10 protein-coding genes and 1 tRNA gene are annotated in these 11,798 nt (G+C 69.2%); 6 read left to right on the forward strand and 5 right to left on the reverse strand.

What is annotated here, in order from left to right; translation table 11 throughout:
• Positions 1 to 27: 27 nt before the first annotated feature.
• The 3 genes from U9J23_RS05510 to U9J23_RS05520 all read right to left on the reverse strand — a co-directional run bounded on the left by U9J23_RS05510 (position 28) and on the right by U9J23_RS05520 (position 2,628).
• A complete protein-coding gene (locus tag U9J23_RS05510; RefSeq protein ID WP_016691467.1) occupies positions 28 to 1,005 on the reverse strand; it encodes a ribose-phosphate diphosphokinase in 978 nt (325 codons plus the stop codon).
• On the reverse strand, positions 1,002 to 2,477 hold the full coding sequence (glmU, locus tag U9J23_RS05515; RefSeq protein WP_059381625.1) for a bifunctional UDP-N-acetylglucosamine diphosphorylase/glucosamine-1-phosphate N-acetyltransferase GlmU: 1,476 nt from the start codon (positions 2,475 to 2,477) through the stop codon (positions 1,002 to 1,004). The genes U9J23_RS05510 and glmU overlap by 4 nt, the downstream gene beginning before the upstream one ends.
• A gap of 79 nt (positions 2,478 to 2,556) precedes the next feature.
• Positions 2,557 to 2,628: transfer RNA gene (locus U9J23_RS05520), tRNA-Gln, on the reverse strand.
• Positions 2,629 to 2,820: 192 nt separating this feature from the next.
• Here U9J23_RS05520 and U9J23_RS05525 point away from each other — a divergent pair.
• The 6 genes from U9J23_RS05525 (at position 2,821) to U9J23_RS05550 (ending at position 9,609) form a co-directional block, all read left to right on the forward strand.
• Positions 2,821 to 3,426 (forward strand): TetR/AcrR family transcriptional regulator, encoded by a 606-nt coding sequence (locus tag U9J23_RS05525; protein WP_172415033.1) that lies wholly within the window; start codon positions 2,821 to 2,823, stop codon positions 3,424 to 3,426.
• An 83-nt stretch (positions 3,427 to 3,509) separates the two neighbouring features.
• Entirely contained in the window at positions 3,510 to 4,151 is a 642-nt protein-coding gene (locus tag U9J23_RS05530) for a ScbR family autoregulator-binding transcription factor (protein WP_059381624.1), read from the forward strand.
• The gene (locus tag U9J23_RS05535; RefSeq protein ID WP_059381623.1) at positions 4,148 to 4,477 is read left to right on the forward strand and encodes a helix-turn-helix domain-containing protein; all 330 of its coding nucleotides are present in this window, start codon (positions 4,148 to 4,150) and stop codon (positions 4,475 to 4,477) included. Before U9J23_RS05530 ends, U9J23_RS05535 begins: the two co-directional genes overlap by 4 nt.
• Before the next feature lie 43 nt (positions 4,478 to 4,520).
• Positions 4,521 to 5,099 carry a PIN domain-containing protein gene (locus tag U9J23_RS05540; RefSeq protein WP_085469013.1) on the forward strand — a complete coding sequence of 193 codons (579 nt, stop codon included), beginning with the start codon at positions 4,521 to 4,523 and terminating at the stop codon, positions 5,097 to 5,099.
• Between the two features lie 113 nt (positions 5,100 to 5,212).
• A complete protein-coding gene (mfd, locus tag U9J23_RS05545) occupies positions 5,213 to 8,866 on the forward strand; it encodes a transcription-repair coupling factor (RefSeq protein ID WP_186455389.1) in 3,654 nt (1,217 codons plus the stop codon).
• Positions 8,863 to 9,609 (forward strand): MazG family protein, encoded by a 747-nt coding sequence (locus U9J23_RS05550; protein ID WP_059381620.1) that lies wholly within the window; start codon positions 8,863 to 8,865, stop codon positions 9,607 to 9,609. The genes mfd and U9J23_RS05550 overlap by 4 nt, the downstream gene beginning before the upstream one ends.
• Positions 9,610 to 9,616: 7 nt before the next feature.
• Here U9J23_RS05550 and U9J23_RS05555 read toward each other — a convergent pair whose 3' ends face one another.
• Positions 9,617 to 10,729, reverse strand: coding sequence for a class I SAM-dependent methyltransferase (locus U9J23_RS05555; protein WP_085468945.1), 1,113 nt, complete (start codon positions 10,727 to 10,729; stop codon positions 9,617 to 9,619).
• Positions 10,726 to 11,766: an NAD-dependent epimerase/dehydratase family protein gene (locus tag U9J23_RS05560; protein WP_229582389.1), complete on the reverse strand. Its 1,041-nt coding sequence runs from the start codon at positions 11,764 to 11,766 to the stop codon at positions 10,726 to 10,728. Before U9J23_RS05560 ends, U9J23_RS05555 begins: the two co-directional genes overlap by 4 nt.
• Positions 11,767 to 11,798 lie beyond the last annotated feature (32 nt).

Genomic DNA, 11,798 nt, shown 5'->3' on the forward strand with positions numbered 1-11,798 from the left:
AAGTCTGCCCCGTCGTCGAGCGGTGGGTCAGGCGACCCCGTTGAACAGCGAGGTGACCGAGCCGTTCTCGAAGACCTCGCGGATCGTCTGCGCGAGCAGCGGAGCGATCGACAGCACGGTGAGGCAGTCGAACTGCTTCTCCGGCGGGATCGGCAGCGTGTTGGTGACGATGACCTCCTTGGCGCCGCACGAAGCGAGGCGCTCGGCGGCCGGGTCGGAGAGCACACCGTGGGTGGCGGCGATGATGACGTCGCCCGCGCCGGCCTCCTTCAGGATCTTCACGGCACCGGCGATGGTGCCGCCGGTGTCGATCATGTCGTCGATCAGGATGCAGGTGCGACCGTCGACGTCACCGACCACGCGGTTCGACTTGACCTGGTTGGGCACCAGCGGGTCGCGGGTCTTGTGGATGAACGCCAGCGGCGCGCCACCGAGGGTGTCGGCCCACTTCTCGGCGACACGCACACGACCGGAGTCGGGGGAGACCACGGCGATGTTCTCGACGCCGTACTTGCCGCGGATGTACTCGGCGAGCTGGCCCTGGGCGTGCATGTGGTCGACCGGACCGTCGAAGAAGCCCTGGATCTGATCGGTGTGCAGGTCGACCGTGATGATGCGGTCGGCGCCGGCGGTCTTGAGCAGATCGGCGATCAGGCGGGCGGAGATGGGCTCGCGGCCGCGGTGCTTCTTGTCCTGACGGGCGTAGGGGTAGAACGGCAGGATCGCGGTGATGCGCTTGGCCGAACCACGCTTGAGCGCGTCGATCATGATGAGCTGCTCCATGACCCACTGGTTCAGCGGGAACGGATGGCTCTGCAGCACGAAGGCATCCGAACCGCGCACCGACTCCTCGAAACGCACGAACGTCTCACCGTTCGCGAAGTCCCGTGCCGTCTGCGGGGTGAGGGGGACGCCCAGTTCCTTCGCGACCTGCTCCGCCAGCTCGGGATGGGCCCGGCCGGAGAAGAGCATCAAGTTCTTCTGGTTGTCGATCCAATTGGTCACTGGTTCTGGCCGTCCTTCTGGCGATCGTGGTCGTGCGGCTGCTGTGCTCTCGATGCTGCCTCGGCAGCGGGGGTACCGGCGCGATTTCGCTGGACCCACCCTTCAATATTGCGCTGTGGCGTACCCGACACCGCCAGCGCCCCCGGAGGAACGTCGCGACGGAGTACTGTTCCGGCGCCCGTGTAGGCGCCGTCGCCCACCGTGAGGGGAGCGACGAACATGGTGTCCGACCCGGTCCGGACGTGCGATCCGACGACCGTGCGGTACTTCTTCACCCCGTCGTAGTTGACGAAGACGCTCGACGCTCCGATGTTGGAGTGCTCGCCGATCTCCGCGTCGCCGACATAGGTGAGGTGGGGGACCTTCGAATGCGCCCCGATCTGCGCGTTCTTCGTCTCGACGAAGGCACCGAGCTTGCCGCACGCGCCGAGTTCGGTGCCGGGGCGCAGGTAGGTGAACGGGCCGACAGTGGCCTCCGCGCCGATCACGGCGTCGGAGCCGTGGGTGCGCACCACGGTGGCGCCGGCGCCGACCTGCACGTCGGTCAGCGTCGTGTCGGGGCCGACCTCCGCGTCGTCGGCGATCACCGTGCGGCCGCGCAACTGCACACCCGGGTGGATGGTGACGTCGGTGCCGAGCACGACGTCGACGTCGATCCACGTCGAGGCCGGGTCGATCACCGTGACACCCTCGCGCATCCAGTGCTCGAGCAGGCGCCGGTTGAGTTCGGTGGTCAGTGCGGCGAGCTGGACGCGGTCGTTGACGCCGGAGACCTGCACCGCGTCGTCGGTGTGGAGTCCGCGGACGGTGTGGCCCTCGTCGCGGGCGATCTTCACGACGTCGGTCAGGTACAGCTCGCCCTGCGAGTTGTCGGCACTCAGCTTGCCGAGCGCGGATCGCAGCGCGGCCGCGTCGAAGGCGTACACGCCCGTATTGATCTCCTGGATCGCGCGCTGCGTCGGCGAGGCGTCCTTCTCCTCGACGATCCCGGCGACGTCGCCGTCCGTGGTGCGCACGATGCGTCCGTAGCCGGTCGGCTCGGACACCGTCGTGGTGAGGACGGTGACGGCGGCAGGCTCGGTGTCGAGGTGCGCGTCGAGCAGTTCCTGCAGGGTGTCGGAGCGGAGCAGCGGGACGTCGCCGGCGGTGACGACGACCGTGCCGTCGAAGTCGTCGGGGAGGGCACCGAGGCCGCACTCCACGGCGTGGCCGGTGCCGAGCTGTTCCTCCTGGACGGTCACCCGGATCTCGCGGTCGAGACCCGCGGCGACGGCGCTCACCTCGGCGGAGACCTCCTCGCGGCGGTGCCCGACGACGGTGACGAGATGGGCGGGTTCGAGTGCGGCGGCGGTGTACAGGGAGTGCGCGAGCATCGTGCGTCCACCGAGGGTGTGCAACACCTTCGGTGTCTTCGACCGCATCCTTGTTCCTGCTCCGGCTGCCAGCACGACGATCGCGGTCTGCACCTGCATGTAGCTCCCTCGACACGTTTCTGCACGCCGGTCCGTGCGTGCACCGGGAAAGCGCTGAGGCTCCCCGGGACGGTTCCCGCTCCGCCGCCAGGACTCGAACCTGAACTATCTGAACCAAAATCAGAGGTGCTGCCGATTACACCACGGCGGACTGCCACACCTCCGCGGCGGAACCGGCGGACGTGCGCCCCCGATCCTCGCACGAGACGGCGTCGACGTCGAACCTGGGGTGGCGCGATCGGGAATGGATAGGCTGTCGAACGTTCGAGTACGTCCCGCCGCCGAAGGAGGACCTGTGTCGCAGGCGTCGCAGAAGCGAACCGAGCGCACTCCGCGGATCCGGATGACGGGCACGCAGCGTCGGGAACAGCTCATCGAGATCGGTCGCGCCCTGTTCGCCGAGCGCGGCTACGAGGGCACCTCCATAGAGGAGATAGCCCAGCGGGCGCAGGTCTCCAAGCCGGTCGTCTACGAGCACTTCGGCGGTAAGGAAGGCCTCTACGCGGTGGTCGTGGACCGCGAGATGACCGTGCTGATGTCGATGGTCACCGAGAGCCTCACCCGCAACCGGTCGAGGATCCGCGTCGAGCGGGCCGCGCTCGCTCTGCTCACCTACATAGAGGAGCGCACCGACGGCTTCCGCATCCTCGTGCGCGACTCGCCGATGTCCGCCGAGGAAGGCACCTATTCGAGTCTGCTCAACGAGGCGATGCGTCAGGTGGGGGAGCTGTTGACCGGCGACTTCTCCCGGCGGGGCCTCAACCCCGAATTCGCTCCGCTCTACGCCCAGGCTCTCGTCGGCATGGTCGCCACCACCGCGACGTGGTGGCTCGACCGCCGCACCCCGTCGAAGGAGGACGTCGCGGCCCACCTCGTGAACCTGTGCTGGAACGGCCTCATCGGTCTGGAAGCGGACCCGAAGCTCGGGGAACCCCCGGTTTCCGAATAGTCCTCTCGTTTTCGGGACCGTCTGCTCTCTACTTTCAGGTAAGTGGCGTTATCGTTGGGATACCCGTGAGAAGGCAGGCTGTGGTGGGACGACAAGTACGCGCAGAGGTGACACGCGAATCGGTGCTGCAGGGCGCAGCGACGATCTTCGTGCGCGACGGGTACGCGGACGCGAACCTGGGCGACATCATCGAGGAGGCCGGCGTCACCAAGGGTGCGCTGTACTTCCACTTCGGTTCGAAGGAAGAACTGGCGCGCGGGGTGATCGACTCCGGCTATCTCCGCTTCGAGGCCGCCGCCGAGTCCAAGATGGACCGCCGTTCCCCGGCGCTCGAGACACTGATCGACCTGTCGGTCCTGCACGTCGACATGTCCGAGACCGATTCCGTGGTGCGGGCGATGTTCCGGCTGCTGGTCGAGATCGGCGACTACCAGGGCACCGAGCACCGGCCCTACGAGATCTGGCAGAACAACCTGCAGGAACTCGCGACCCGGGCCGCCGACGAGGGCGACCTCGTCGAGGACGTCGACGTCCACGCGGTCTCCCTGCTGCTGCTCGAACAGGCGATGGGCGCCCGGATCATGGCGAACGCACTCAAGGCGACCGAACGGCTCGCAGAGCAGACCGGCGCGATGTGGCGGATGATCCTGCCCGCGCTGGTGCCGGCGAACAAGCTCGAATACTTCCGGCAGTTCGTGGAGCGCCGTCTGCGGCTGCAGTCGTGACCTTCGGGCCGTTCTCCGCCGAGGAGGCCCCCGCAGCGCTGGCGGGTCTGCTCGACCGGTTCGGGCCCGCCACCGCCGTGACGGTCGGTGTCGTGCCGCCGTTGCTGACCATCGCCCAGGCCGCCGACGTCCTCGGCTGCTCACGCCGACACGTCGCCCGCCTCGTCGACACCGGCGCGCTCGCCGCCGACTTCCACGGCCTGCACCGGCGGGTCTCGCGCGCCGATGTCCTCGAACTCGCGAAGCAGCAGGCGGAGGTGGTCACGACGGTCCTCGACGGACTCGCCGACCTCACACGACGCGAAGGACTGTACGACCCGTTCTGACGACACGGTACGGTCCGTTCCGACGATTCGACGAAGGGTGACGATGCCGGTTCGAGTGGTGCTCGGTGCGACGGTCCTCGCCCGCCCCCGCCTGCGCGATGTGGCACTCGCCCTCGCCGAAGACGGCCTCTACCAACCCTTCTGGAGCGACGGGATCATCGCGGAGGTGGATCGCCGACTGCCGCAGGAACTGCTGCGTCCCGCCCGCGACTTCCTCTTCGCCGAACTCGACCGAGCCTTCCCCGACGCCCGGGTCGTCTGGCCCACGGCCGTGCTCCGCGAGGTGCCGCACGTGACAGGGCCGAGGGAGGCGCACGTGACGTCGGTGGCGCTGCTGTGCCACGCCGACGCCGTCGTCACCGCCGACCCCGAGCTCACCGGAGCGCTGGAACGATCGGGCATCGAAGCGTGGACCCCCGACGCCTTCGTCACCTTCGCCCTCGACGCCGATCCCGCCCGCACCCGCGCGGCACTGCTGAGAATGGTGCGCCGCCGCTGGCTCGCCGACGACGACACCCGGCGCGAGGCGGGCGACGACGAACTGCTCGCCGGGCTGGCGGGGTGGGCCGCCCGCGAACTCGGTGCCAACAGTGCCGACCTCCTCACGCCCCCGGCGCGGTAGCGCCCTTCGCGCCCCGGCGCGGTGACGATCCTCGCGCCCCGGCGCGGTGACGCCCGAGGGAACAGCGGAATAGACTCGACAAGGTTCTCGTCCCACACTCAGGAGCGCCTTCCTTGTCTGCTGTGCCCCCGGCCGCTGTCCCACTGTCCGGATTGGCGCGGATCGCGCTGGCCGACGACCGACTGCGCAGGATCGGCGAGCTCGCCGGTTCCGCCGAACAGGAGATCGTCGCCCCACCCGCCGCGCGGCCGTTCGTCGCCGCGGCGCTGGCCGAGAAGACGCCTCTGCTCGTGGTCACCGCCACCGGACGCGAGGCCGACGATCTCACCGCCGAACTCACCGAGATGCTCGGCGAGGGCGTCACGCAGTTCCCCTCGTGGGAGACCCTGCCGCACGAGCGCCTGTCGCCGAGCGCCGACACGGTCGGCCGCCGTCTGCACGTCCTGCGCCGGCTCGCCCGTCCCGACGATCGTGATCTCGGCCCCGAACTGAGGGTCGTCGTCGCCACCGTGCGGTCGCTGGTGCAGCCGATGGCGCCCGGACTCGGCGAGATCGACCCCGTCACGCTGCGGGTCGGCACCGAACACGACTTCGAGGAACTCGTCGAGCGCCTCGTCGAACTGGCGTACACCCGCGTCGACATGGTCGGCAAGCGCGGTGAGTTCGCGGTGCGCGGCGGCATCCTCGACGTCTTCCCGCCCACCGCCGACCATCCGGTCCGCGTCGAGTTCTGGGGCGACGAGGTCACCGAACTTCGCTGCTTCTCCGTCGCCGACCAGCGTTCGATCTCCGAGGTCGACGTGCCGGTGCTCGTCGCGCCGCCGTGCCGCGAACTGCTGCTCACCGACGAGGTCAAGGCCCGCGCCGCGCAGCTCGCCGAGGACAACCCGGCCGATGCGGCGCTCGTCGAGATGCTCGACAAGATGGCCGGCGGCATCCCCGTCGAGGGCATGGAAGCGTTGCTGCCGGTGCTGCAGCCCGGCGAGTTGCAGTTGCTCACCGACGTTCTGCCCGCCGGGGCGCACGTGCTGATCTGCGACCCGGAGAAGGTCCGTACCCGTGCGAGCGATCTCGCCCGCACCGGGCAGGAGTTCCTCGAGGCGTCGTGGACGGCCGCCTCGATCGGTGGTGCGGCGCCGCTCGACACCTCGAACCTCAACGGGGTGGACGGCCGGAAGCTCGATCTCGGCGCGTCGGCCTACCGGTCGCTGCGTCAGGTGCGCGAGGCCGCGCAGGCCGCGGGCAGACCGTGGTGGACGCTCAGCCCGCTCGCCTCCGGTGCCGACACCGAACTCGTCCTCGACGTGCAGCCGGCCCCCGAGGTCCGCGGCTCCGAGGACCTGCTGTCGATGCTGTTCGTGAACCTGCGTGCCCACGTCACCGCCGGTGGCCGTGCGGTGATCGTCGTCGCCGGTGCGGGCACCGGACAGCGCATCCTCGAGCGGCTGAAGGAGAACGAGGTCCCCGCCGCGAAGCTCGAACCGGGCACCGAACCGGTGCGCGGGCAGGTCGGCGTCATGCGCGGCTGCCTGCACGAGGGCGTCGTCCTCCCCGGCAACGACGACAACGTGGTGCCGGGACTGGTGATCGTCACCGAGGCCGACCTCACCGGCAACCGCGTCGTCACCGAGGGCCGCAAGACCCCCGTCAAGCGCCGCAACCAGGTTGATCCGCTCGCCCTGAACGCCGGCGACTTCGTCGTCCACGACCAGCACGGCATCGGCAAGTTCGTCGAGATGGTCGAGCGCACGGTCGGTGGTGCCCGCCGCGAATATCTCGTCATCGAGTACGCGCCCGGCAAGCGGGGCCAGCCCGGCGACAAGCTGTTCGTGCCGATGGAACAGCTCGACCAGCTCTCCCGGTACGTCGGAGGTGAGCTGCCGTCCGTCAGCAAGCTCGGCGGATCCGACTGGGCCAACACCAAGCGCAAGGCGCGCAAGGCGGTTCGCGAGATCGCCGGCGAGCTCGTACGGCTGTACGCGGCGCGGCAGGCATCACCCGGCCACGCGTTCGCGCCCGACTCGCCGTGGCAGAAGGAGATGGAGGACGCCTTCCCCTTCACCGAGACGCAGGACCAGCTCACGGTGATCTCCGAGGTCAAGACCGACATGGAGAAGCCGGTGCCGATGGACCGCGTCGTGATCGGCGACGTGGGGTACGGCAAGACCGAGATCGCGGTGCGCGCGGCGTTCAAGGCCGTGCAGGACGGCAAGCAGGTCGCGGTGCTCGTCCCCACGACCCTGCTCGCGCAGCAGCACCTGCAGACCTTCACCGAGCGGATGGCGGCCTTCCCCGTCACGGTGAAGGGACTGAGCCGGTTCACCGACGCGTCCGAGTCGCGCGCCGTCACCGAGGGCATGGCCGACGGTACCGTCGACATCGTCGTCGGTACCCACCGCTTGCTCCAAACCGGGATCCGCTGGAAGGACCTCGGTCTCGTGATCGTCGACGAGGAGCAGCGTTTCGGCGTCGAGCACAAGGAACACATCAAGGCGCTGCGCACGCACGTCGACGTGCTCACGATGTCGGCCACACCGATCCCGCGAACCCTCGAGATGAGCATGGCCGGGATCCGCGAGATGTCGACCATCCTCACCCCGCCCGAGGAACGGCACCCGATCCTCACCTATGTGGGTGCGTACAACGACAAGCAGGTCGCCGCGGCGATCCGCCGAGAGCTGCTGCGCGACGGCCAGGTCTTCTACGTCCACAACCGGGTGAGCTCGATCGACAAGGCCGCCAAGCGACTCCGCGATCTCGTCCCCGAGGCGCGGATCGCGGTCGCGCACGGGCAGATGAACGAGGAGACGCTCGAGAAGACGGTGCAGGGGTTCTGGCAGCGCGAGTTCGACGTGCTGGTGTGCACGACGATCGTCGAGACCGGCCTCGACATCTCGAACGCCAACACGCTCATCGTCGAACGTGCGGATTCGCTCGGCCTGTCGCAGCTGCACCAGTTGCGCGGCCGTGTCGGGCGTTCGCGTGAGCGCGGTTACGCGTACTTCCTGTATCCGGCGGAGAAGCCGCTGACGGAGACCGCCTACGACCGGCTCGCCACGATCTCGCAGAACTCCGATCTCGGCGCGGGTATGGCCGTGGCCATGAAGGACCTCGAGATCCGTGGCGCCGGTAACGTTCTCGGCGCCGAGCAGTCCGGTCACGTCGCCGGCGTGGGCTTCGACCTGTATGTGCGGCTCGTCGGCGAGGCCGTCGAGGCGTACCGGGCCGCGGCCGACGGCCGGACGGTCACCACCGACGAAGCGCCCAAGGAGGTGCGGATCGACCTTCCCGTCGACGCGCACATCCCGGCCGACTATGTCGCATCCGACCGGCTGCGCCTCGAGGCGTACCGCAAGCTCGCCGCCGCGAACGACGACGCCGCGATCGCCACGGTCGTCGACGAACTCGTCGACCGTTACGGTCCGCTGCCCGAGGAGGTGCAGCGGCTCGTGTCCGTCGGCCGGTTGCGGTTGCTGTGCCGCGAGTACGGCCTCGAGGAGGTCGCGGTCACCGGCACCCAGATCCGGATCTCACCGATGGAGCTGCCCGACTCGAAGCAGATGCGGCTCAAGCGGTTGTACCCGGGAGCGCAGTACCGCGCGACGAGCGGTCTCGTGCAGCTGCCGATCCCGCGGACCGGCGGGGTCGGATCGGATCGGGTGCGCGACGTGGCGCTGCTGCAGTACATCGCCGACTTCCTGCTCGCCCTCGACGGCAAGCCGCAGGGCTCGGTGGATCTGAACAGCGCGGCGACGGTGAATGCATGACCGACTACACCGCTCTCGCCGAGGCGGCGGCCGTGATGGACAGACTGTGGTCGTTCGGGGGATGGGAGGTCACCCAGACCCACGAGAGTCTGCGCCGCTATCTGATCGAGGAGACCTACGAGGTTCTCGACGCCGTCGAGTCGGGTGATCCGGACGAGCTCCGCGAGGAACTCGGCGACCTGCTGCTGCAGGTGCTGTTCCACTCCCGGATCGCCGAGGCGAACGGGCAGTTCACGGTCGACGACGTGGCGGCGACCCTCGTCGCCAAGCTCGCCGCGCGCAGCCCGCACCTGACCAACGGTCACACCGGTCCGCTCGACGTCGCGGAACAGGAAGCGGCGTGGGAGATCGCGAAGAAGGCGGAGAAGGCACGGGCGTCGTGCCTCGACGGGATCGCGATGGCGCAGCCCGCACTGTCCCTGGCCGACAAGGTGATCGAACGTGCGATGCGGGCGGGTTTCCCGGCGGACCTGGTACCCGACGCCTTGCGCGTCGTCCGGATCACCGGCACGGGCGACACGGAGTCGACGCTCCGATCGGAGATCCTCGCGTTCGCCGGATCGATCCGGGCGGCGGAGAAGGCCGCGCACACCGACGGTGTTCCGCACGGTGGGCTCGACGAGGATGCGTGGCGTCGCTACTGGACTCCGATGGACCGGCCCCGCGGGGGACCCGCAGACGAACACCGCGGGGGACCCGCCGACGAGCACCGCGGGGGATCCGCAGACGAACACCGCGGTTGAGTGTGGCTCACCCTGCCCGCCGGACCCCGTGCCGGCTGTCGGGTGGGAGATACCAGCGGCCCTCGAACTCCGGAAACTGTGCCCGTACCTCCGGGAGGAGGTCGGGCACAGTGAGCAGGATGCAGTCGGGGGACGCGTCGCGCAGGGCGTTCGGGTCGACGATCGGGACGTCCGTTCCCGGCATGCGCCGTCCGGCCTTCGCCGGTGAGCCGTCGGCGACGGCCTCCATGACGGAGCGGTCGACACCCGCACGAGCGAACAGTGCCACGGCCCGGGAGGCCGCGCCGTAGGCGAACACCCGTCGGTGTTCGGTGGCCGACTTGCGCAGCCAGGAGACGAGTTCGTCCACCTGGCGGTCGGCCTGCCGTTGCAGGGTGCGGAGTGTCGCAGCGCTCGTGATGCCGGTCGCCCGTTCGGCGGCGAGGATCCGGCGTGCACTCAGTCCCGCATTCGTCCACGGATCCCGTTCGGCAGCGACCAGCACGGTGCCGCCGTAGAGGTCGAAGGTCCAGGCCTCGGAGATGTGCAGTCCCACGTCCTCGAGCAGTCGCCGCAGTGCGGTCAGCGAGTAGTACGCGAAATGACCGTGCCGCAGGGCGTTCCACTGGCCCTGCGACACGATGGCGGAGAGGGTGTGGAACTGGAGCAGCAGCACACCGTCGGGGGAGAGCGCCGCCGCGCGTTTGAGGAATGCCGCGCGCTGATCGGCTTCGTGCATGATGCCGAAGCTGTCGAGGACCAGGGACGCGGCGGCCCCGGGGAAGGCGGGCCGGAAACCGCGTTCGATCAGCAGGGGGAGCCAGGTGCCGCCGTGCGGACTGCCGAACTCGATCACCGTGCGGCCCTTCAGCCTGCCCGCCCGCTCGACGACCTCGACGGCCTCGCGGGCCTGCTCGCGCAGCGCCTCCGGCTCGATGCCGCGGGGCTCGTCCGGGACGGTGTCGTCGTCCGCCAGCTGCGCCAGTCCGCAGCCGGTGCACAGAACCATCGCCAGTTCGTGGGCTGATTCGGCGGGTGAAGGAGGCGAGTCCCCGGGTGGAAAGAAATCGGCGGGCGGGACCGCTCCGAGATCGAGGACTCGCTCGAGGCGATCGTGGCCGCACGCGCGGCACCTGTTCATTCGCGGGACACGCCCGCCGGCCGTGGCCGCAGCGTCGGGTCGAGGCGTCCCGCATCGGACAGCCGCCGCAGATGTGCCAGACGCGTGAAGCGCTGGGTGAAGTCCTCCTTCGTGAGGCCGTCGGCGACGAAGTGCCGGAACAGTTCGGCAGCGCCTGCGTCGACACTCCACGACGGAACGAAGGCCGGCATGGCGCGGCGGATGGCCGAGAAGTCCACACGATACGACCGTGGGTCGGGACCGGTCTCGCCGGTGATGGAGACGAACGACCCGGGTACCGCGCGGGTGACGGACTCGGCGATGTCGCGTACGCGGACGTTGTTGGATTCGGTGCCGACATTGAAGGCGGCGCAGTGCACGTCGCTCTCCGGTGCGGTGAGGGCACACGCGAACGCGAGGGCGATGTCCTTCGCGTGGACGAGGGGACGCCACGGGGTGCCGTCCGACAGCACGCGCACCTCGCCGGTGAGCACCGCGGTGCCGACGAGATTGTTCACGACGATGTCCGCGCGGAGCCGTGGCGAGTATCCGAAGGCCGTGGCGTTGCGGAGGAAGACGGGACAGAAGCTCGAATCGGCCAGGGCCGCCACGTCGTCCTCGACCCGGACCTTGCTCACGGCGTAGGGCGTGAGCGGCCGGAGCGGAGCACTCTCGTCCACGAGATCGTCGCCCGCGCTTCCGTACACCGAACAGGTCGACGCGTAGAGGAACCGGCGCACACCGGCCTCCTTCGCGCACCTGGCGAGGTGGACGGATCCGAGATAGTTGATGTCGTAGGTGATCTCGGGTGCGAACGCACCGAGCGGGTCGTTCGACAACGCCGCCAGGTGGACGACGGCGTCGAACCCGGTGAGGTGTTCGGTTCCCACATCGCGGATGTCGACGGTCATGCCGGGCGGATCCTGCGGTGCCGTGCCGAGAGTGCATTCCGCGAACAGTCCCGTGTCGAGACCGACGACCTCGTGACCGCGGGCGAGCAGTTCGGGCACCATGACGGATCCGAGATATCCCTTGTGCCCTGTGACGAGTACGCGCATGTCAATCTCTCCCGGGATCGTCGGCGGTCATG

This window comes from Rhodococcus sp. PD04, assembly GCF_035918275.1.
GTDB lineage: Bacteria > Actinomycetota > Actinomycetes > Mycobacteriales > Mycobacteriaceae > Rhodococcus > Rhodococcus rhodochrous.

Bases quoted from the DNA above. Each gene is read 5' to 3' on its own strand.
- U9J23_RS05560 (WP_229582389.1), bottom strand. From the start codon at position 11,766: ATGCGCGTACTCGTCACAGGGCACAAGGGATATCTCGGATCCGTCATG.
- U9J23_RS05540 (WP_085469013.1), top strand. From the start codon at position 4,521: ATGCCGGTTCGAGTGGTGCTCGGTGCGACGGTCCTCGCCCGCCCCCGC.
- U9J23_RS05550 (WP_059381620.1), top strand. From the start codon at position 8,863: ATGACCGACTACACCGCTCTCGCCGAGGCGGCGGCCGTGATGGACAGA.
- U9J23_RS05525 (WP_172415033.1), top strand. From the start codon at position 2,821: ATGACGGGCACGCAGCGTCGGGAACAGCTCATCGAGATCGGTCGCGCC.
- U9J23_RS05555 (WP_085468945.1), bottom strand. From the start codon at position 10,729: ATGAACAGGTGCCGCGCGTGCGGCCACGATCGCCTCGAGCGAGTCCTC.
- glmU (WP_059381625.1), bottom strand. From the start codon at position 2,477: ATGCAGGTGCAGACCGCGATCGTCGTGCTGGCAGCCGGAGCAGGAACA.